Consider the following 21,896-nt stretch of genomic DNA (forward strand, 5'->3'; position numbering starts at 1 on the left):
CTCAGGCCGCCTTGCCGGCCATGTAGGACGGCAACCAGTCTTCGTGGATCTTGCGGAGATCGGCGATCGCCAGAGCCGGCTCGCCCGGCAGGGCAAGAGCCGTGCCGCCCGTCTTGCCAATGGCGAGCGCCGGCACGCCGGCAGCCTTGGCAGCCGCGATCACAGCATCGGCCTCGGCAGCCTGAACCGTCAGGACATAGCGCGCCTGATCCTCGCCGAAGAGCGCGGCATGGGCGGGGCCAGCCGGCAGCGTCTCGATGGTGGCACCGATGCCCTTGGCCATCGCCATCTCGGCGAGCGCCACGGCAAGGCCGCCATCCGACAGGTCATGGCAGGTCGAAACCTTGCCGCCCGCGATCAGCCCGCGGACGAAATCGCCGTTGCGGCGCTCGATCGCGAGATCGACCGGCGGCGGGGCGCCCTCCTCGCGGCCGCAGATTGTCGCGAGATAGGCACTCTGGCCGAGCCAGCCCGCAGTCTCGCCGATCAGGATGATCGCCTCGCCCTCGGCCTTGAAGGCGACGGTCGCATGCTTCGTCACATCGGCCATGACGCCGACACCGCCGATGGTCGGGGTCGGCAGGATCGAGATGCCGTTGGTCTCGTTGTAGAGCGAGACGTTGCCGGAGACGACCGGGAAGTCGAGCCCCTTGCAGGCCTCGCCGATGCCGCGGATGCAGCCGACGAGCTGGCCCATGACCTCGGGCTTCTCGGGATTGCCGAAATTCAGGTTGTCGGTGATCGCGAGCGGCGTCGCACCCGTCGCGGTCAGGTTGCGCCAGGCTTCGGCAACCGCCTGCTTGCCGCCCTCGAACGGATCGGCCTCGCAATAGCGCGGGGTGACGTCGGCGGTCATGGCGAGGCCCCGCGGCCCGTCCTCGATGCGGATCACGCCGGCATCGCCGCCCGGCGTCACCGCGGAATTGCCGAGGATCAGCGTGTCGTACTGCTCCCAGATCCAGCGCTTGGAGGAGAGGTCCGGCGAGCCGATCAGCTTCTTCAAGGCTTCCGCGTTGCCGCAAGGCGGCGTCACGGTCTCGGCCGCGATGCGCTGCTGCGGCACGGTCTCGATCCAGGGCCGGTCATATTCCGGAGCCTCGTCGCCGAGTTCCTTGATCGGCAGGTCGGCCATGACCTCGCCCTGGTGCTTGATGACGAAGCGCAGCGTGTCGGTGGTGTGGCCGATGACCGCGAAGTCCAGGCCCCACTTCTTGAAGATCGCCTCGGCGGCGTCCTCATGGCCGGGCTTGATCACCATGAGCATGCGCTCCTGGCTCTCCGACAGCATCATCTCATAGGCGCTCATGCCCTCCTCGCGGCAGGGCACCTTGTCGAGGTCGAGCTCGACGCCGAGGTCGCCCTTTGCGCCCATCTCGACGGCCGAGCAGGTCAGGCCGGCGGCGCCCATGTCCTGGATCGCGTCGACATGGCCGGCGGCCATGATCTCGAGGCAGGCTTCGAGCAGGAGCTTCTCGGCGAAGGGGTCTCCGACCTGCACGGTCGGGCGCTTCTCCTCCGACTTGTCGTCGAATTCGGCCGAGGCCATGGTCGCGCCGTGGATGCCGTCGCGGCCGGTCTTCGATCCCAGATAGACGATCGCCTTACCGACGCCCGAAGCCTTGGCGTAGAAGATCTCGTCGGCCTTGGCGATGCCGACCGCCATGGCGTTGACGAGGATGTTGCCGTCATAGCGCGTATGGAAACCGGTGGCGCCGCCGACATTCGGCACGCCGAAGGAATTGCCGTAGCCGCCGATGCCGGCGACGACGCCCGAGACGAGATGGCGGGTCTTCGGATGATCAGGCGAGCCGAAGCGCAGCGCGTCGAGCACCGCGATCGGACGGGCGCCCATGGTGAAGACGTCGCGCAGGATGCCGCCGACGCCCGTCGTCGCGCCCTGATAGGGCTCGATGAAGGACGGATGGTTATGGCTCTCCATCTTGAAGACGATGGCCGTGCCCTCGCCGATATCGATGACGCCGGCATTCTCGCCCGGCCCCTGGATCACCCAGGGCGCCTTGGTCGGCAGCGTCTTCAGATGGATCTTGGACGACTTGTAGGAGCAGTGCTCGTTCCACATCGCCGAGACGATGCCGAGCTCGGTGATCGTCGGCTCGCGGCCGATCAGATGCAGGAAGCGCTGGTACTCGTCCGGCTTCAGGCCGTGCTCGGCGACGAGCTGCGGGGTGATCTTGATGTCGTTCGGAATCACGGGCTCAGGGTTCCTGACGGTCCGGCGATAGGGGTTGGCAGGGGCATAGCCTGCCTTAACGTGCGAGACAACATTCCCGGTGCGAACGGCGCTTTCAGCTCTGGATGGCGGCGAGTGCCGCCCTGAGCGGCGCCGGTATCGGCACGGGCTTCTGGCTCGCGCGCTCGACATAGACATGGGTGAATCGCCCTTGCGCTGCCGCTTGGTCGCCACCTTGCCGGAAGATGCCGATGCGATAGGTCACGGAGCTATTGCCGAGCCGCTCGACCGCGATCCCGGCCTCCACCGTCTCGGGAAAGGCGATGCTCTCGAAATAGGTGCAGCCGGTCTCGACCACGAGCCCGACGATCTCGCTGCCGGCAAGGTCGAGGAAGCCGCCCTCGATCAGCCAGGCATTCACCGCCGTGTCGAACCAGCCGTAATAGACGACATTATTGACGTGACCGTAGGCGTCATTGTCGTGCCAGCGCGTCGGGATGGCACGGAAGACACGGAAATCAGTGCGTGTCAGGCGCGGCTGGCGTTCGCTCACCCCTCGCCTCCCGGCTTATCGCCCGCCTTGATCTCCGGCACGCCGAGCGCATCGGCCAATCGCGCCTTGGCCGAGCCCGGCTTCAACGGCTTCTGCTGGCTCTCATGCGGCGCCCAGCCGGAAACCCAGACGAATTCGAAGGTCGCCGGCAAACGACCGTCCGGATCGGCGAAGTGCTCGGCATAGAGCGCAGCCGCGCGCAGCAAGGTTTCGCGCCGCGATGGCGTCTTGCGCCGGGCGACGAGCGCATTGGCCCAGCCCATGGCGCGCAGGTCGCGGAACAGCCCGAAGGCGTCGCGGTAGCGCACCGTGACGATCTCGCTGTCGATGACGGGCAAGGCGAAGCCGGCCCGCTGCAGGAGCCCTCCGAGATCGCGCAGGTCGGCGAAGGGCGCGACGCGCGGGCTGACCCCGCCCGTCGTCTCGCTCTCGGCTTCGAGCAACGCCTGCCGGAGTTCCTGCAGGGTTCGCCCGCCAAGCAGGCAGCCCATGAACAGACCGTCGGGCTTCAGCGCCCGCTTGATCTGGATGAGCGCGCCGGGCAGGTCGTTGACCCCGTGCAGCGCGAGCAGCGAGACGGCGAGATCGAGCGAGCCGGCGGCGAAGGGCAGGCTTTCGAGATCGCCGACGAGATCGGCCGGCGTGCCTTCCGCCTCAGCCATGCGCAGCAACCGCCCGGCCCGCCCGGCAAGCACGGGCGTGATAACGGGCAGCGCCGTACCGAGATCGGCAGCAACCGCGAACTCCCGCAGCACCGCGCCGAGTCGCTCCTCCAGATCGCCAGCCGCACGTTGCAGCAGGAAATCCGGGTAGTCACCGGCGAGCGCGCGCTTCAGCCGCGAACGGCCGAGCGCCCGGTCGAAGACGAGGCTCTGGTCACTCAACTTTGCACCGCCAACAAGACATGAGCCCTCATCCTTCGAGACGCCATTCCTAGTCGGAATGACATCTCACGACGAGGGCTGAGTTGAGCGGATCAGAGGCTGCTCAGCGGTCGAGCAGCTTCTCGATTTCCGCGCGCAGTTGCGGGCCGAGATCGCTGCGGTCGAGCGCATAGGCGACGTTCGCCGCGAGGAAGCCGATCTTCGAGCCGGCATCGTAGATCTCGCCATCGAAGCGCACCGCGAAGAACGGCTCCAGATGCGACAACGCGATCATCGAATCGGTCAGCTGGATCTCGCCGCCGGCGCCCTTTTCCTGGTTGGCGAGCAGGTTGAAGATCGTCGGCTGCAGGATGTAGCGGCCGGAAATATGCAGGTTGGACGGGGCCGTGCCCTTCGGCGGCTTCTCGACCATGCCGGTGATCTTGGAGACCTTGGCCTTGGCGTCCTGGACGCCGACGATGCCGTATTGATGGGTCTGGTCATCAGGCACGGGCGCGACGGCGATGTGGTTGCCGCCATGCTGGTCATAGGCGTCGATCATCTCGGCGAGACAGCCCTTGCCATGGCTGTAATGCAGCATGTCCGGCAGCAGCAGCGCGAAGGGCTCGTCGCCGACGAGTTCGCGCGCGCACCAGACGGCATGGCCAAGGCCGAGCGGCGCCTGCTGACGGGTGAAGCTGGTCGCGCCGGCAGCCGGCAGGTCATGCTTCAGCGCCTCCAGCTCTTTCGTCTTGTTGCGCTTGGCCAGCGTGTCGTCGAGCTCGTAGGCCATGTCGAAATGGTCCTCGATCACCGCCTTGTTGCGGCCGGTGACGAAGATGAAATGCTCGATGCCGGCGGCGCGCGCCTCGTCCACGACATGCTGCACGACCGGTCGGTCGACGATGGTGAGCATCTCCTTCGGGATCGCCTTGGTGGCGGGCAGGAAGCGGGTGCCGAGACCAGCGACGGGGAGGACGGCCTTGCGGATGCGTTTCGTCATGCAAAATCCATTGGGCGCGATAGCCTGCCGAAGCCAGGCGATGATGGGAACGGCCGTACAACTGTCATGGTTGCCGGCCATCAGGCGGTATTAGCTGACAGGCCTTGAGAAGCCGTCAACGGTTTTTCGATAGGTCCGGTTCCTGACGAAGATGAGGCAAGAGAGACGATGGCGGTATTGGTTTCCGGCGGCGCCGGCTACATCGGCAGCCACATGGTCCTGGAATTGCTGGATCGCGGCGAGAAGGTCGTGGTGCTCGACAACCTCTCGACCGGCTTCTGGTGGGCGGTGCCGCCCGAGGCGATCTTCGTCCAGGGCGATATCGGCAACCAGGAACTGGTCGAGGGCCTGATCGGCGAATATGACATCACGGAGATCGCGCATTTCGCCGCCAGGATCGTAGTTCCGGAATCGGTCACCGACCCTCTGGGCTATTATTTCAACAATACCGTGAAGACCCGCGCGCTGATCGAGAGCGCCGCGCGCAAGGGCGTGAAGCACGTCATCTTCTCCTCCACCGCCGCCGTCTATGGCGAGCCGCCAGTCTCGCCGGTGCCGGAAGAGATCGCGCTCAACCCGATCAACCCCTATGGCCGCTCCAAGCTGATGAGCGAGTGGATGCTGCAGGACGCGGCGAAGGCGCATGGCTTCTCTTATGTCGCGCTGCGCTATTTCAACGTCGCGGGCGCCGATCCGAAGGGCCGTTCCGGCCAGTCCTCGCCGAACGCGACCCATCTGATCAAGGTGGCAAGCCAGGCGGCACTCGGTCAGCGCGACGGCCTCACGGTTTTCGGCACCGATTATGCGACGCCGGACGGCACCTGCGTACGCGACTATATCCACGTCACTGATCTCGCCCGCGCCCATCTCGCCGCGCTCGACCATCTGCGCGGCGGCGGCGAGAGCCTGACGCTGAACTGCGGCTATGGCCGCGGCTATTCGGTGAAGGAGGTCGTCGAGGTCGTGAAGAAGGTCTCTGGGATCGATTTCCCGGTGGCGCTGGCCGAGCGCCGGGCCGGTGACCCGGCCTCGCTGATCGCCCGGGCCGACCGCATCCGCGCCGAGCTCGGCTGGCAGCCGGAGCATGACGATCTCGAGGAGATCGTCGGCCAGGCCCTCGCCTGGGAAGAGAAGCTCAGGACGAAGAACGCCTCGGCCTAAAAAACCACTCCCGAGCCCTCATCCTGAGGAGCCATTCCCTTGAGAATGGCGTCTCGAAGGATGCTTCAAGAGGCTCGGGAGATATCTGGACCATCCTTCGAGACGCCGCTTGCGCGGCTCCTCAGGATGAGGGCTGCAGGTTCGCAGACAGCCGGGCTGCTCAGGGCGCAGCCGGCTCCTCGGCCGGCTCGCGCACTTCGAGCACCGTCAGGCGCTTCACGTCGCCGGAGCGTGTCGTCCAGTCGATCGAGCGCTCGGCGGCCATGCCGATCAGCGCGACGCCGATCGGCGTCATCACCGAGATGCGGTTCTTCTCGATATCGGCATGTTCAGGCCAGACCAGCGTGATGGTGCTCTCGCGCTTGGTGGTTTCGTCGCGATAGACGATCTGGCTGCCGATGCGGGCGTGATCCGCCGAGACCCGGCTTCCCGGCAAGATGCGGGCGCGGTCGAGCTCATGGGTCAGCTCGGCGGCGAGATCGGGCATGGTGTTGGCCGCACCGGCCGCGATGCGGCTCAGCATGGCATGGTCCGCGGCCGTGACGGTGATGGCGGGACGCTTGGCAGTCATGGGAACAGTCTTTCATGGAAAAGGCGAGCGCCCGCCGGCGGATGAAAACCGCGCGGCACGAAAGGTCGAACTCGCAGGGAAATTGAGGAGATGAAGCGCCCCCGAACCGGCGGCGCGACGCGCGACAGGCCCGGGGCTAGAAGCCCGCGATGAGGTTGCCCGAGCGGTGCAGACCGCGGCGGAAAGGGGACGCGCTATTCATCCGCCGAGAATCTGACAATCGCCGGAGCTTGTCAAATCACGAACACGTCTCGCCGCCGCATGTTGCGATCGCGCCGTCTGCCGCGCCATAGCGTCGCTGATAGGCCCGAACGCCGCCCCGCTGGCGCTCCCTTAACCCTTGATTAATCTTGTTCGGGCGCTGTGAAGATGTTTCCATCCAGCATTCGCCGGGAGTGTCCATGCGCCTGTCCGTCATCGCAGCTTCGGCCCTGATCAGCCTGGCACCGGCGCTGGCCCAGACCACCGGCTCGATCAACGCATCCGGCGCCCATGCCCGCAGCAATGCGCAGGCGACCCCGGCCAGCGCCTCCTTCGACGTCTTCGTGCAGCGGCTCTGGCCGCAGGCACAGGCGCGCGGCATCTCGCGCACGACCTTCGACCTCGCCTTCCGCGGCGTGACGCCGGATTCGTCCATCGTCGCCCTGACCAAGAAGCAGGCCGAGTTCAGCGCTCCGATCTGGAATTACCTGGAGCACGCCGTCGGCGGCTCCCGCATCCAGCGCGGGCGCGAGGCCGCGGCCGAGAACGCCTCCGTCCTCGCCCAGGTCGAGGCGCGCTACGGCGTGCCCAAGGAGGTCGTCCTCGGCGTCTGGGGCATGGAAACCAACTACGGCTCATTCAAGGGCAGCAAGGACGTCATCCGCTCGCTGGCGACGCTGGCCTCGATCCGCTATCGCGGCGACTTCTTCCGGGACGAATTGCTGACCGCGCTCGAACTGATCGAGAAGGGCCATGTCGAGCGCAGCGAGCTGAAGGGTTCCTGGGCCGGCGCCATGGGCCACACCCAGTTCATGCCGTCGAGCTACATGAAATACGCGGTCGACTGGACCGGCGACGGCCATGCCGACATCTGGACCTCGTCGAGCGACGCCATCGCCTCCACCGCCAACTATCTCAAGGGCTATGGCTGGGTGCCGGGCCTGCCCTGGGGCATGGAAGTGACGCTGCCTGATGGCTTCGACCACCGCCTGGACAAGGCGAGCTTCTCCAGCTTCGCGTCTGCCGGCATCCGCCGTGCCGATGGCGGCCGCCTGCCCTCCTCCGGCGAAGGCCGCCTGTTCTATCCGGCCGGCCATACCGGCCCGGTGATGCTGCTGACCGCCAATTTCGACGTCATCAAGAAGTACAACTCGTCCGACGCCTATGCGATGGCCGTCGGCCATCTCGGCGACCGGATCGCCGGCCGCGCCGCCATTCAGGGCAACTGGCCGACCAAGGCGCCACGCCTCGACATGGCCGCGACCCGGGACCTCCAGAACCGCCTGAAGGCGCTCGGCCTGTACAATCACGACGCCGATGGCCGCATCGGCACCGGCACCCGCGAGGCCGTCCGCCGCTACCAGATCAGCGCGGGCGAGATCGCCGACGGCTACCCGACCCCGGCCCTCCTGACCAAGCTGCGCGGCAAGCGCTGACTCGTGGCCGCTCCCGGCCTATAATGCCGGGCGAAGGGGACCACTGGATCGGTCGATGCGCCTGCGTTCGCTTGCCATGGTTCTGGGTGCCGCCTGCCTGCTCCTCCTGACGGGCGGGCCGGTCTCCCTCGCCCAGCAGCAACCGCAACAGCAGCGCAGCCTGTTCCAGATGTTCTGGCAAATCCCGGCGCAGCCACGGACCGCGCCGCAGCCGCGCCAGCGCGTCGCGCCCGTTGCCCGCCGCCGCGATGCGCCCGTCGTCGTCCGCGACGATCCGGTCATTCCCAAGGTCGATGTCGCCCATCATGTCCTCGTGATGGGCGACTCGCTCGCGAACCTCCTCGCGAACGGGCTCGACGACGCCCTCAACAACCGCCCGGATGTCGAGGTGATCCACCGGGCCAAGCCCGATTCCGGGCTGGTCCGCAGCGATTTCTACGACTGGCCGAAAACCGCTTCCGAGCTTCTCGCCAGTGACCAGAAGATCAGCATCGGCGTCATCCTGCTCGGCCTCAACGACCGCCAGCCGCTGCGCGAGGGCGAGACCGTCCATGAGCCCCTGAGCCCGCGCTGGCTCGAACTCTACCGCGACCGGATCGACGCCATCGCCAATGCCTTCGCCGGCAAGCGCGTGCCCTTGATCTGGGTCGGCGCGCCGCCGATGCAGAACGGGCGGCTCTCAGCCGACATGATCACCTTCAACGATCTCTACCGCCAGCGCGTCGAGAAGGCGGGCGGGCAATATGTCGATCTCTGGGGCGGTTTCGTCGACGCCGAGAACCGCTATGCCGCGACCGGTCCCGACGTCTCCGGCCAGCCAATGCGCCTGCGGCTTAGCGACGGCATCCATTTCACCGCGGCCGGCGCCCGCAAGGCCGCCCATTTCGTCGATCTCGTCATCCGCCGGATGATCGAGGCCGCGCCTCAGAACAGCGTCATCGCCCTGCCCGTCTCGCCCGAGACCGGCGCCCCCAGCGCCCTCGAACTTCAGCCCGGCGGCGTCGAGCGCCTGATCGACCAGATGGTCGCCGGCGTGCCGACGATCGGTCTGCCCGCCGCCCTGCAGGCCCGCCCGCTCGCCGGGCCCATCCAGCCCCTCACCGGGCAGGCGGCGACCACCGAGCAGCCGCTTCTCGCCTCGATCACCGAGGCGCGCGGACGCGGCGATGCAGCCCTCCAGCTCGAACGCGTCTTCGGCCAGGGCATCGCGCCGGACCCGGTCTCCGGCCGGCTCGACGATTACCGCTGGCCGCGCTGATCACCCCGCCATCAGCTGGTCGAAGACCGGATCGGGATCGTCGACCTCGACCAGTTTCTTAGCTGTGATCACCCAGATTCGCGTCGCCACCGCCCGGACGAAGGCGCGGTCATGGCTGACCAGCAGGCAGGCCGTTTCCTGCTTGATCAATTCGCTCTCCAGCATGTCCTGCCCCTCGATATCGAGATGGTTGGTCGGCTCGTCGAGCAGGTAAAAATTCGGCTCGGCCAGACGCAGCAGCAGCATCGCGAGCCGCGCCCGCTGCCCGCCAGAGAGCCGCGCCGTCGGCGCGGTCTGCGCCTCGCTCGCGATTCCGGCGCCGGCGAGCACGGTGCGCGCCGTCTGGTCGCCGAGATCGCTGGAACGCTTCACCGCGTCCCAGGGCGTCCGCCAGGCGTCGAGCTGCGACAATGCCTGATCCGAGTAGCCGGCCTTCAGGGTCGCGGCGCCGCGGATTTCCGGATCGGAGCCATCGAGCGCCGCCCGCAATCGCGTGACGAAGCGCGTCTTGCCGCTGCCATTGGCCCCGAGCAGCGCGATCCGGTCGCCCTTCTCGATCCAGAGCGGGCCGGTGCGGAACAGCTGCCGCCCATCCGGCGTGGCGACCGCAGTTTCCTTGATGGAGACCAGCGCCTTGGCATGGGTGCCGCTGCTGGCGAGCCGGATCGTGCCGGCCGAGCGCTCCTTGTGCCCGGGCTTGGCCCGCTCTTCGAGCTTGTCGGCACGCTCCGACAATTGCTTGGTCTTGACCACCAGCAGGTCCGAGCCCGAATTGATGCCGATATTCTTCAGCTTGGCCGCCTGCTGGCGAAGCGCCCGAACCTTGCGCATCTCGTTCTCGAATTGCCGGTCCCGCGCCGCGTCGCGCTCCTCCAGCGCCTGCAGCGCTCGCGAATAGGGCAAGGCGAAATCGGCGCTCTCCGCCGGGCGCAGGAACAGGGTGCGCGTACTGACATCGTCGAGAAAGGCGCGGTCATGGCTCGCCGCGACCACGGCGCAGTCGCGCGGCAGGTTGGCAAGGAAGCGCTCCAGCAGGCCGATGCGTTCGAGGTCGAGATGGTTGGTCGGCTCGTCCAGCAACAGCAGATCGGGTTCGATGACCGCAGCCCGCGCCAGCAGCATCGTGCGCTGCCAGCCGCCGGAGAGCGTGCCCACAGCGCGGCTGCGCAGGCTTTCCTCGACCATGAGATCGTCGAGCAGCACGTCGACGCGCCAGCTCTCGGTCTCCGCCGCCTCGGGATCGAGCGCATCGCGCACGGCATCGTAGAGACTCAGTGGCAGCAGGCGCTCCGGCGGGTCCTGCGGCGCGAAGGCGGTGACGAGGCCGCGCGAGCGGGTCAGCGTTCCACCGCTCGCCTCCTCGCTGCCAGCCAGGATGCGCAGGAGCGAGGACTTGCCGCGCCCATTGGCGGCGACGAGACCGAGGCGGTCGCCCTTGGCGATAGCGAGGTCGAGGCCAACGAAGAGCGGCGCGCTGCGCGCGAGCGAGAGGTCTTTCAAGGTGATCAGGGACATCGGAATCTCATGAAGTCAGGCATGCGCGCACGAGCGCGCCAACAAAGGCTGACGATGAGACGGCGATGCGCTCCCGGTCAGCCCCGCGAGGTGAAGCGCGGGGCGCAGACAGGTCCGCGGGTGCGGCAATGGAAGCGGCGGCGCGGCGCCTGCTTCCCCTTCTGGTTCGATGTCATGGCGGCAATCATAGCCGAGTCGGCGCGGTTGAACAGGGCGCTTGCCGTGGTCGTCGCGGTTATGCGCCGTGAACGGTTCTAATCCCGCGCGATCTGACGGAGGAGGTCATGCAGATTGGGCGCCTCGGAAGCCCGCGCCTTCGCGAGCGCAGCCTCGACGGGCGCGGCGGATAGCCGGCTATACATCACATCGCGGGGAGCGAGCCCGAACTCCCGCCGGAAGGACCGGCTGAAGCTGGATGGCTCGGAAAAACCGAGTTCCTCGGCGATCGTCGCCACGGAGCGCCCTCCCGCATTCCGTGACAATTCGTTGAAACACCTCCTCAGGCGCCGCCGCTGGATGTAATGCGCCACGCCTCCTTCGCTCTCGAACAGGCGATAAAGCTGCGAGCGCGACATGCCGGCCTCCCGGCACAGGAAATCCGGCCCCAGGACGGGGTTGTTCAGGTGGAGGTCGACCAGCCGTCGCACGACCTCCTTGCGCGTCGCGGCAAGCGGAGCCTCGGCGATGACGCTGTGATCGGCCGATGGCGCCACGCAGGCGAGCAGCATCCCGCGAACCGCGGTTTGCAGCTCCTCCGGATCCGTGTTCGACAGGGCCGAGGCGGTGCGCGCCATCAGGGCAATGAACTCGCTCAGGAGCTGGCCCATCTGGCCGCCGAGAGGACGCCCCTCTGCCGCTTCGAAAACAGCCGACAATTCGGGAAAGCCGTCGCGTGGCAAATAGAGCTGCAAACGCTCGTCCGCGTCGCGCTGGCTGACGAGCGGACGCCCGAAGGAGGCGACATAGGGCGTGTTGGCCGGCACGTCGAGGACGCCTTGCCTGCCGGATTCGCCCAGAGTCCGCTGGTAACCGAAGGCGACACCCCAATGATCGATGGGGTTGCGCCGGACGAGGCTCGCGGTGCGCATCGCCCGCAGCTTCGGAGCACGCAGGCGGGTCAGCCCGAAGCCGCCGAGATCCCAGGTTTCGCTCGTCGCGGAGAAGCCCTGCCGGGGGTCATCGACCTCGATCTCGAAGACCGTGTCGAACCAGCTGCGCCAGGCGTCGAGCTGTTGCGCTTTCGGTAGGCCCTCGGTGGTGAAGATAACCGGTGTCATGGAACCGAGCCGGACCAGGGAGTGCAATCTGTCTTGCACTCCCATTCCACATTCCGGTCAAGTTAATTATTCGCACCTGCGAAGGATGCCGAACATTCAGGCAGATCCTGTCGCATGCCGAGCATGTCCCTCGATGCGAAGGCGCTCAGACCGGCAGGATCGTCGCGCCCATCAATTCCTTGTCGATGGCATGGGCCGCCTGGCGGCCTTCGCGGATCGCCCAGACCACCAGCGACTGGCCTCGGCGCATGTCGCCGGCGACGAAGACCTTGCCGACATTGGTCTTGTAGTCGCGGTCATTGGCAACGACGTTGGCGCGCTTGTCGGTCGCAGCGCCCGACTGCGCGATCATGCCTTCGATCACCGAGCCGGCGAAGCCGATGGCGAGGAAACAGAGATCGGCCTGGAGCACGAATTCACTGCCGGGGATGGGCTTCCGCTTCTCGTCGACGCGGGCGCATTTCACGCCGGTGAGCCGGCCGTTGCGGCCCTCAAGCCCGAGCGTCGCCGCCTGGAACTCGCGCTCGGCGCCCTCGGCTTGCGAGGACGAGGTGCGGAACTTGGTCGGCCAGTACGGCCAGACGGTGAGCTTGTCCTCGATCTCCGGCGCCATCGGCCGGATGTCGAGCTGCGTTACCGAGAGCGCGCCCTGCCGGAAGGCGGTGCCGACGCAATCCGAGGCCGTATCGCCGCCGCCGACCACGACGACATGCTTGCCGGCCGCGCTGATCGGCGCCTCGCTCGAGACATCCTCGCCGCCGACGCGCTTGTTCTGCTGGGTGAGGTACGGCATCGCGTAATGCACGCCGGCGAGATTGGTGTCCGGCAGGCCGGGATCGCGCGGCGCTTCCGCCCCGCCGGTCATCAGCACCGCGTCATGCTCGGCCATCAGCGTGGCGAAGGGCAGATTGACGCCGATATTGGCGTTGTAGTGGAAGGTCACGCCTTCCGCCTCCATCTGCTTCACCCGGCGGTCGATATGCTTCTTCTCCATCTTGAAGTCGGGGATGCCGTAGCGCAGCAGGCCGCCGGCCTTGGCCTCGCGCTCATAGAGATGGACATCGTGCCCGACGCGGGCGAGCTGTTGCGCCGCAGCCATGCCGGCGGGGCCGGAGCCGACGATGGCGATGCGCTTGCCGGTGCGCTTGGCCGGGATTTCCGGTGCGATCCAGCCCTCTTCCCAGCCCTTGTCGGCAATCGCCTGCTCGATCGTCTTGATCGTCACCGGCATGTTCTCGAGGTTGAGCGTGCAGGCTTCCTCGCAGGGCGCCGGGCAGATGCGGCCGGTGAATTCCGGGAAGTTGTTGGTGGAGTGGAGGTTGCGCAAGGCATCCTCCCAGCCGCCGGAATAGACCAGCTCGTTCCAGTCCGGGATCTGGTTATGGACCGGGCAACCCGTCGGCCCGTGGCAGAACGGAATGCCGCAATCCATGCAGCGCGCCGCCTGCTTCTTGATATCGCGCTCCTCCAAGGGGAGCGTGAACTCGCGGAAGTGGCGAATGCGATCGCCGGCGAGCTGATACTTCTGCTCCTGCCGGTCGAATTCGAGAAAGCCCGTGACCTTGCCCATGCCGTTTCTCTCGCCGTGTGCGCGGGGTGTCCCCGTGCGCGTGCCTTAACCTGATCGAGATGCCGGGGCCCTGAGGGCTCCGGCGGGGTGGCGTCTCGCTTATTCCGCAGCCTGCAAGGTGCGGGCCTGTTCCATCTCGCGCAGCGCGCGGCGGTACTCGACCGGCATCACCTTGACGAACCTGGTGCGGTAATCCGCCCAGTTGTCGAGGATGGTGCGGGCGCGCTCCGAGCCGGTGTAGTCGACATGGTTCGTCAGCATCTGCATCAGGCGCTCTTCATCGTGGCCCGACATGTTGGTCATGTCGATGCGGCCCTTGTGCTCGAGATCGCCGCCGTGATGGTGCAACCGCTCCATCAGGTCCTCTTCCTCCTCGACCGGTTCGAGATCGACCATCGAGAGGTTGCAGCGCGACTTGAAGGTGCCGTCCTCGTCCAGAACATAGGCGATGCCGCCCGACATGCCGGCCGCGAAATTGCGCCCGGTCTGGCCGATGACCGCGACGACGCCGCCGGTCATATACTCGCAGCCATGGTCGCCCGTGCCTTCCACCACCGCGATGGCGCCGGAATTGCGCACCGCGAAGCGCTCGCCCGCGACGCCCCGGAAATAGGCCTCGCCCGCGATCGCGCCGTAAAGCACGGTGTTGCCGACGATGATCGAGCGCTCGGCCACGGCCCTGGTCGCCGGATCGGGCTTCACGATGACCTTGCCGCCGGACAGGCCCTTGGCGACATAGTCGTTGGCCTGGCCAGTGAGTTCGACCGTGACACCCGCAGCCAGGAAGGCCGCGAAGCTCTGGCCTGAAGTGCCCTTGAGCTTCACCGTGATCGTGTCCTCCGGCAGGCCGGCATGGCCATACTTCTTCGCGACGGCGCCCGAGAGCATCGCGCCCGTACTGCGGTCGACATTGCCGACCGGCTTCTCGATCACGACCGGCGTGCCGGTCTCGATCGCATCCGCCGCCTCGGCCAGGAGTTGGCGGTCGAGCACGGTATCGATCGGGTGCTTCTGCAGCTCGACATGGCGGATCGCCACGCCCGGCAGATCGACCTTGTGGAAGAGCTTGGTGAAGTCGAGCCCGTTCGCCTTCCAGTGTTCGATCGCGTCGCGCTTATCGAGCAGGTCCGAACGCCCGACGATCTCCTCGATCTTGGTGAAGCCCATCTCCGCCATGATCTTGCGGACATCCTCGGCCACGAAGAAGAAGTAGTTCACGACATGCTCGGGCAGGCCCTTGAAGCGCTTGCGCAGCACCGGGTCCTGCGTCGCGACGCCGACCGGGCAGGTGTTGAGATGGCACTTGCGCATCATGATGCAGCCGGCCGCGATCAGCGGCGCGGTCGAGAAGCCGAACTCATCGGCGCCAAGCAGCGCGCCGATGATGACGTCGCGACCCGTGCGCAACCCGCCATCGACCTGAAGGGCCACGCGGCCGCGCAGATGGTTCAGCACCAGCGTCTGCTGGGTTTCGGCCAGCCCGATCTCCCAGGGCGAACCGGCATGCTTCAGCGAGGTCAGCGGGCTCGCGCCCGTGCCGCCCTCGAAGCCGGAAATGGTGATGTGGTCGGCGCGCGACTTGGCGACGCCGGCCGCAACCGTGCCGACACCGATCTCGGAGACGAGCTTCACCGAGACATCGGCTGAGGGATTGACGTTCTTCAGGTCGAAGATCAGCTGCGCCAGATCCTCGATCGAATAGATGTCGTGATGCGGCGGCGGCGAGATCAGGCCGACGCCCGGCGTCGAATGCCGGGTCCGGGCGATCTTGGCATCGACCTTGTGGCCGGGGAGCTGGCCGCCCTCGCCGGGCTTGGCACCCTGCGCCACCTTGATCTGCATCACGTCGGAGTTGACGAGATATTCGGTGGTGACGCCGAAGCGGCCGGACGCGATCTGCTTGATCGCCGAGCGCTTGGAGCGGCCATCCGGCATCGGCTTGAAGCGGATCGATTCCTCGCCGCCCTCGCCGGTGTTCGACTTGCCGCCGATCTGGTTCATCGCGATGGCGAGCGTCTCATGCGCCTCGCGCGAGATCGAGCCGAAGGACATCGCCCCGGTGGCGAAGCGCTTCACGATATCGGCGGCGGATTCGACGCTCTCCAGCGGCACCGGTGCGCGGCCGTTATCCACGGCCATCTTGACCTTGAACAGGCCGCGAATGGTGCTGAGACGCTCGGCGTCGTCGTTCACCTGGGCGGCGAACTCCTCGTAGCGATCCTGCGCATTGAGGCGCACCGCATGCTGCAGCGAGGCGACGACATCCGGCTTCCAGACATGGTCCTCGCCGCGGACGCGATACATGTACTCGCCACCGATATCGAGGCTGTTGCGGTAGAGCGGCGAGTCGCCGAAGGCATCGCGATGCCGGCGCAGGCTCTCCTCGGCGATCTCGTCGAGGCCGACGCCCTCGATAGCGGTGCCGGTGCCGAAGAAGAACTTGTCGACGAAGGCGCTCTTCAGGCCGACGGCGTCGAAGATCTGCGCGCCGCAATAGGACTGGTAGGTCGAGATGCCCATCTTGGACATCACCTTCAGCACGCCCTTGCCGACCGACTTGATGTAGCGCTTCACCACTTCGTCGGCATCGACCTCCTCGGGGAAGGCGCCCTGCGCATGCTGGTCGAGCAGGGTGTCGAAGGCGAGATAGGGGTTGATCGCTTCGGCGCCGTAGCCGGCGAGGCAGCAGAAATGATGAATCTCGCGCGGCTCGCCGGATTCGACGACGAGGCCGACCGAGGTGCGCAGGCCCTTGCGGATCAGGTGATGATGCACCGCCGCCGTCGCGAGCAGCGCCGGGATCGGGATGCGGTCCGGCCCGACCTGCCGGTCGGACAGGATGATGATGTTGTAGCCGCCATGGACCGCAGCCTCTGCACGCTCGCAGAGCCGCGCCACCGCGCCATCCATGCCCGCCGCGCCCTCGCGCGCCGGGTAGGTGAAGTCGATCGTCTTGGTGTCGAAGCGATCCTCGTAATGGCCGATGCAGCGGATCTTCTCGAGATCGTCATTGGTCAGGATCGGAGTGCGGACCTCCAGGCGCTTGCGCCGCGAGGTGCCTTCCAGATCGAGGATGTTGGGACGCGGCCCGATGAAGGAGAGGAGGCTCATCACCAGCTCCTCACGGATCGGGTCGATCGGCGGGTTCGTCACCTGCGCGAAGTTCTGCTTGAAATAGGTGTAGAGCAGCTTCGACTTGAGCGAGAGCGCCGAGATCGGCGTGTCCGTGCCCATCGAGCCCACGGCTTCCTGCCCGGTCACCGCCATCGGCGCCATCAGCAGGCGGACGTCTTCCGTGGTGTAGCCGAAGGATTGCTGGCGATCGAGCAGCGGCACGTCGGTGCGCGAGGCCCGCGCCTCGACCGGCGGCAGGTCCTCCAGCACGATCTGGGTGCGCTTCAGCCAGTCCTTGTAGGGATTGGCGAGGCAGAGCGAGGTCTTGATCTCGTCATCGCCGATGATGCGGCCTTGTTCGAGGTCGATCAGCAGCATCTTGCCGGGCTGGAGGCGCCACTTCTCGACGATCTTCTCCTCCGGGATCGGCAGCACGCCAAATTCGGAAGCCAGCACGACGAGGCCATCGTCGGTGACGAGATAGCGCGCGGGGCGCAGGCCGTTGCGATCGAGCGTCGCGCCGATCTGGCGTCCGTCGGTGAAGGCGATTGCGGCCGGCCCGTCCCAGGGCTCCATCAGCGCGGCATGGTACTCGTAGAAGGCACGCCGCGTGTCATCCATCAGCGGGTTGCCGGCCCAGGCCTCGGGCACCAGCATCATCATGGCGTGGGCCAGCGAATAGCCGCCCTGCACCAGGAATTCGAGCGCGTTGTCGAAGCAGGCGGTGTCCGACTGCCCCTCGTAGGAGATCGGCCAGAGCTTCGAGATATCCGAGCCGAACAGGTCGGAATCGACGCTCGCCTGCCGCGCCGCCATCCAGTTGACGTTGCCGCGCAGCGTGTTGATCTCGCCGTTATGGGCGACCATCCGGTAGGGATGGGCGAGGCGCCAGGACGGGAAGGTGTTGGTCGCGAAGCGCTGGTGGACCAGCGCCAGCGCGCTGATGAAGCGCTCGTCCTGCAGGTCCTTGAAGTAGGAGCCGAGCTGGTTCACCAGCACCATGCCCTTGTAGACGATGGTGCGGCAGGACATCGAGACGGGGTAATACTCCGCCGTCTTGCGCTCCTGATGCTTGTAGACCTTGTTCGAGACCGACTTGCGGAGGACATAGACCTGCCGCTCGAACTCGTCCTCGTCGGTGATGTCGTCGGGGCGGCCGACGAAGAGCTGGCGATGCACCGGCTCGGTCGCGAGCACGGCTTGGCCGAGATCGCTGTTGTCGACCGGCACGTCGCGCCAGCCGAGGAAGACGAGCCCCTCCTCCGCCACGGTCTGCGAGATGATCTCCTCGCACATCGCCCGGGCAGCCGGATCGCGCGGCATGAAGAACTGTCCGATCGCGTAATAGCCCAGCGCCGGCAGGGTGATGCCGAGCCGCGCGGTTTCCTCGCGGAAGAACTGGTCGGGGATCTGCACGAGGATGCCGCAGCCGTCGCCGAGCTTCGGATCGGCACCGACCGCACCGCGATGGTCGATATTGTGCAGGATCTGCAGGCCCTGCTGCACGATCGCATGGCTCTTGCGGTTCTTCATGTCGGCGATGAAGCCGACGCCGCAGGAGTCTTTCTCGTTATTGGGATCGTACAGGCCCTGACGCACCGGCATCGCCGGATCGCGCACGGCCGGAAAACGCTCGAAGCCCACTGCGCCGCTCGACTTGCTGGTCACGCTCATCGTCAAACCCCGCTTCCCAGAACCCCGCGAGCTTGCGCCGGCAGGGAGACCCGTCAGTCCTTGATCCCGACCGCAGCGCCCCTCGGAGCCGACAGAAGTCGGCAGCAAGGATGGGGCCAAGGCGGTCCGGCCGTCGTCTTCTTGGAGGCTTTGCTTGCGCTTTGTTTCCACCGCGCCCGCGTCCTCCGCAGGCGCCTCGGGCGTGCCTCGCCCGTTCGCGCCTGTCTTCAGGCCGTCGTTTTACGGACGGCGCGCGTACGATTGGCTTTGGCGTTGGTAGCCCGGCCCTTCGTCATGCTCCGCTCCATTGCGACGGCGCGACCTTGAGCTAGAGCAGCTTTTGGTCGGCGCGGTGAAAAATGGGACAGCAACACTGTCCTATTGCGATGAACTTGCCAGAATTCCAATCTAGGCACAAGCGCCGATTTCGCGCTGCAGCGAAATTTTATTGCAAAATCGAATCCTGACCAGACATTTCCGGAACGAAAGCCTGACTCAGGCAGTCCGGTTCTTGTTTTTGGGCATGACCCAAGGTCTTGCCCCGGCGCGGCGCGCAAGCCCCCTCTCCACCGACACCGCTTGGCAGGAAAGCGCCCTCCGCATAACCCTCAAGCCATGGATTTCTTCAGCGACAACACCGCCGCCGCCAGCCCCCGCGTCATGGCCGCGCTCGCTGCCGCCAATGCCGGCGCCGCCTCCCCCTATGGCAAGGACGACTGGACCCGGCGCGTCGAGGAGCGCTTCGCTGCGATCTTCGAGCGCGAGGTCGCGGTCTTCCTCGTGCTCACCGGCACGGCGGCGAACGCGCTGGCACTTGCCAGCATCGTCAAGCCTTGGGGCGCGATCCTCACCCATGAGGAGGCGCATGTCGTCGAGGACGAATGCGGTGCGCCGGAATTCTTCACCAACGGCGCCAAGCTGGTCGACCTGCCGGGCACCGGCGCCAAGCTGAAGCCGGAGACGGTGACGAAGGCGCTCTCGCATCTGCGCGCCGGCGATTTCCATCAGGTCCAGGCACAGGCGCTGACGATCACGCAGGCGACCGAATGCGGCACGATCTATACGCCGGCCGAGGTGCGCGCCCTGAAGGAGGCCGTCACGCCGCGCGGCCTCAAGCTCCACATGGACGGCGCCCGCTTCGCCAATGCGCTGGTCACGCTCGGCTGCACGCCGGCCGAGATCACCTGGAAGGCCGGCGTCGACGTGCTCTCTTTCGGCGGCACCAAGAACGGCGCGCTCGCGGCGGAAGCCGTGATCTTCTTCGACCCGGCAGAGGCCGAGGAGATGAAATGGCGGCGCAAGCGCGCCGGCCAGACCCTCTCCAAGGGCCGCGTCCTCGGCGCCCAGTTCGAAGGCCTGCTCGCCGACGACCATTGGCTCGATCTCGCCCGCCACGCCAATGCGCGCGCCAAGCGCCTGGCGGATTCGGTCGCGCAGGGCAGCCAGGCCCGCCTCGCCTGGCCGTGTCAGGCGAACGAGGTCTTCCTCGTCCTGCCGCCGGCCGTGCAGGAGCGCCTGAAGGCCGCCGGCATCGGCTATTACGACTGGTCGGCGCGGTCGCTCCCGCCGGAAACGCCGCTCAAGGAGGGTGAAATCGTCGGCCGTTTCGTTATGTCCTTCGCGACGGCGCCTGAAGACGTGGAACGCCTGATCGCTGCGATCACAGGGTGAGCGGGCGCATTTGCGCCCCGTTTCCAGCCGCATACCTGCCGCAATCCCTAACAAGACTAAGTGCTGAACAGTCAGTCGTTAAGGGAATTTGGCATGGCAGATCGTTCGACCGCACCGGGGCGCATCGCGCTGATGGGCCTGGTCGTGGCCGGCGCAATGGCCGGCATGGCGGGCGCCGCCAGCGCCCAGTACTATTATTATGACGGGTACGACCCCTACCCCGCCTATGGCTACGGCTATGGCTATCGTTACGACTATGGCTATGCCCCGCGCCCGCCGGCCGTCGTGCCGCGCGCGCCGGCTGCCGTCTCGCCCTATTCGGTCAACGGCATCGCCGCCCGCCGCTACGGGCTTGCCCGAATCGAGCGTTCGATCCGGCGCGACGACACCTATATCGTCGATGGGGTCGCGCCCAATGGCCAACGCCAGCGCCTGATCCTTGACGCCTATGCCGGCGAATTGATCCGCCGCATTCCCTTGCGTGGACAAGCCGCTCCCAGCGTCGCCCGCGCCGACCCGCGCGAGGAGCACGCCCCGCCGCGCCAGCGCCTCGTGCCCCAACCGCCTGAGCGCCCGGCCGAGTTCAAAGGCCCGGCCGAGGCCAGCGCCCCCGCGACCACCGTTCCGCCCTCGCCGGCCGCACCACCTGCGCCTGAGCCCGTCCAGCCGTCGGAAAAGCCCCCGGCCGAAGCGAGCGCGCCCGCAACGACATCGCCGCCCTCACCGGCCGCGCCGCCAGCGCCCGAACCGGTGAAGCCAGCGGAGACGGCACCTGCTCAGGCCAGCGCGCCGGCAATGGCCGCTCCGCCGCAACCCGCCAAGCCGGCGGAGCCCTCGCCGGGCGCGACCAATCCGGAGACCGGCGCCGACAAGCCGAAGCTCGTCAATCCCAGCGATGTCCGCAATACCGAGGGCATCGAGCGCAAGCCGCCGCTCTCGACCGCCGCCCCGGCGCCCGAGGCCTCGTCGATCCCGCCGGTCCAGAACATCGACTCCACGCCATCGACGCCGAAGCCCGAGACGCCGATCGCGCCGGTCGCTCCGATGAACTGATCGCCAACGAAAAAGGCCCCCGTTTCCGGGGGCCTTCCGCTTTCATCGAAAGCTTGACGCTGGTTACGCGGCCTGGGCGACCTTGGCCTCGAGGACCTTGGCCGAACCGCCATTGCCGATCGGAATCTGGCGCGGCTTCTTGGCCTCGGGGATCTCGCGCACGAGGTCAATATGAAGCAGGCCGTTCTCGAGGCTGGCGCCGGTCACCTGCACGTAATCGGCAAGCTGGAAACGGCGCTCGAAGGCGCGCGCGGCGATGCCCTGGTGCAGGACCTCGCGCTTCTCGGCGCCCTCGGCAGGCTGCTTCTCGCCCTTGACGGTCAGCGCGTTTTCCTTGGACTCGATGGAGAGGTCACCCTCACCGAAACCCGCGACCGCGATGGTGATGCGGTAGGCGTTCTCGGCGGTCCGCTCGATATTGTAAGGCGGGTAGCTCGGGGCCGTTTCGTTGCTCGAGGCCTGATCGAGGAGATTGAACAGGCGGTCGAAACCGACGGTCGAGCGATAGAGCGGGGAGAGGTCGAAATGACGCATGATATGTCCTCCGAAGAAGCGACAATGATGTCGGTCCGCCTCGCCTGAGCGCGGACCTCGGTTGCTTTCGCGCAGCCAGTTCCGGCCTGCGCAGACCTGATCTGGGGAGGCGTTTGGGCTTTTCAAGAGCCCATTTTTCCGACGCGAAATCAGCCCTCGAATTTCTTTTTCGGCGCACCGACATGTTTTCGCAGGATATCCGGTTCAGGATATCGAGCTTGTTGCAGCCGCGGTCCGAGGCCGCGGTGGCG

General features: G+C 66.7%; 15 protein-coding genes. 5 read left to right on the top strand and 10 right to left on the bottom strand.

Features of this window, described 5'->3' with window-relative positions; all coding sequences use genetic code 11:
- Nucleotide 1 precedes the first annotated feature (1 nt).
- The 4 genes from purL to galU all read right to left on the bottom strand — a co-directional run bounded on the left by purL (nucleotide 2) and on the right by galU (nucleotide 4,610).
- On the bottom strand, nucleotides 2-2,212 hold the full coding sequence (gene purL / locus AC3WMA_RS09530; protein WP_492285140.1) for a phosphoribosylformylglycinamidine synthase subunit PurL: 2,211 nt from the start codon (nucleotides 2,210-2,212) through the stop codon (nucleotides 2-4).
- A 94-nt stretch (nucleotides 2,213-2,306) separates the two neighbouring features.
- Entirely contained in the window at nucleotides 2,307-2,744 is a 438-nt protein-coding gene (locus AC3WMA_RS09535) for an acyl-CoA thioesterase (RefSeq protein ID WP_492285141.1), read from the bottom strand.
- Entirely contained in the window at nucleotides 2,741-3,628 is an 888-nt protein-coding gene (locus AC3WMA_RS09540) for a methyltransferase domain-containing protein (RefSeq protein ID WP_492285142.1), read from the bottom strand. Before AC3WMA_RS09540 ends, AC3WMA_RS09535 begins: the two co-directional genes overlap by 4 nt.
- 103 nt (nucleotides 3,629-3,731) lie before the next feature.
- On the bottom strand, nucleotides 3,732-4,610 hold the full coding sequence (gene galU, locus AC3WMA_RS09545) for a UTP--glucose-1-phosphate uridylyltransferase GalU (protein ID WP_492285143.1): 879 nt from the start codon (nucleotides 4,608-4,610) through the stop codon (nucleotides 3,732-3,734).
- Between the two features lie 168 nt (nucleotides 4,611-4,778).
- Here galU and galE point away from each other — a divergent pair, with 168 nt between their 5' ends.
- Nucleotides 4,779-5,771, top strand: a complete 993-nt coding sequence (galE, locus tag AC3WMA_RS09550) for a UDP-glucose 4-epimerase GalE (RefSeq protein ID WP_492285144.1) — start codon at nucleotides 4,779-4,781, stop codon at nucleotides 5,769-5,771.
- A gap of 160 nt (nucleotides 5,772-5,931) precedes the next feature.
- Here the strand turns inward: galE and rnk are convergent, their stop codons facing one another.
- A complete protein-coding gene (rnk, locus tag AC3WMA_RS09555; protein WP_492285145.1) occupies nucleotides 5,932-6,342 on the bottom strand; it encodes a nucleoside diphosphate kinase regulator in 411 nt (136 codons plus the stop codon).
- Between the two features lie 401 nt (nucleotides 6,343-6,743).
- Between rnk and AC3WMA_RS09560 the strand changes: the two genes are divergently transcribed.
- Nucleotides 6,744-7,979 (top strand): lytic murein transglycosylase, encoded by a 1,236-nt coding sequence (locus tag AC3WMA_RS09560; protein ID WP_492285146.1) that lies wholly within the window; start codon nucleotides 6,744-6,746, stop codon nucleotides 7,977-7,979.
- Between the two features lie 55 nt (nucleotides 7,980-8,034).
- The gene (locus AC3WMA_RS09565; RefSeq protein ID WP_492285147.1) at nucleotides 8,035-9,237 is read left to right on the top strand and encodes an SGNH/GDSL hydrolase family protein; all 1,203 of its coding nucleotides are present in this window, start codon (nucleotides 8,035-8,037) and stop codon (nucleotides 9,235-9,237) included.
- Here the strand turns inward: AC3WMA_RS09565 and AC3WMA_RS09570 are convergent, their stop codons facing one another.
- From AC3WMA_RS09570 to gltB, 4 genes are all read right to left on the bottom strand, one after another.
- Complete coding sequence (locus AC3WMA_RS09570) at nucleotides 9,238-10,752, bottom strand: ABC-F family ATP-binding cassette domain-containing protein (RefSeq protein WP_492285148.1); 1,515 nt, start codon at nucleotides 10,750-10,752, stop codon at nucleotides 9,238-9,240.
- A gap of 254 nt (nucleotides 10,753-11,006) precedes the next feature.
- Nucleotides 11,007-12,029 (bottom strand): helix-turn-helix domain-containing protein, encoded by a 1,023-nt coding sequence (locus AC3WMA_RS09575; protein ID WP_492285149.1) that lies wholly within the window; start codon nucleotides 12,027-12,029, stop codon nucleotides 11,007-11,009.
- 145 nt (nucleotides 12,030-12,174) lie between these two features.
- Nucleotides 12,175-13,599 (bottom strand): glutamate synthase subunit beta, encoded by a 1,425-nt coding sequence (locus AC3WMA_RS09580; protein ID WP_492285150.1) that lies wholly within the window; start codon nucleotides 13,597-13,599, stop codon nucleotides 12,175-12,177.
- 99 nt (nucleotides 13,600-13,698) lie between these two features.
- Nucleotides 13,699-18,387 (bottom strand): glutamate synthase large subunit, encoded by a 4,689-nt coding sequence (gene gltB / locus AC3WMA_RS09585; RefSeq protein ID WP_492285151.1) that lies wholly within the window; start codon nucleotides 18,385-18,387, stop codon nucleotides 13,699-13,701.
- A 615-nt stretch (nucleotides 18,388-19,002) separates the two neighbouring features.
- On the opposite strand from gltB, the gene AC3WMA_RS09590 reads away from it, so the two are divergent.
- Together AC3WMA_RS09590 and AC3WMA_RS09595 are read left to right on the top strand one after the other, a co-directional pair.
- Nucleotides 19,003-20,058, top strand: coding sequence for a threonine aldolase family protein (locus AC3WMA_RS09590; RefSeq protein WP_492285152.1), 1,056 nt, complete (start codon nucleotides 19,003-19,005; stop codon nucleotides 20,056-20,058).
- Between the two features lie 93 nt (nucleotides 20,059-20,151).
- Nucleotides 20,152-21,111: a hypothetical protein gene (locus AC3WMA_RS09595; protein WP_492285153.1), complete on the top strand. Its 960-nt coding sequence runs from the start codon at nucleotides 20,152-20,154 to the stop codon at nucleotides 21,109-21,111.
- Nucleotides 21,112-21,174: 63 nt separating this feature from the next.
- On the opposite strand, the gene AC3WMA_RS09600 is transcribed toward AC3WMA_RS09595, so the two are convergent.
- Nucleotides 21,175-21,645, bottom strand: a complete 471-nt coding sequence (locus AC3WMA_RS09600; RefSeq protein WP_492285154.1) for an Hsp20 family protein — start codon at nucleotides 21,643-21,645, stop codon at nucleotides 21,175-21,177.
- Nucleotides 21,646-21,896 lie beyond the last annotated feature (251 nt).

Source organism: Allobosea sp. FW305-C-101, from assembly GCF_058783685.1.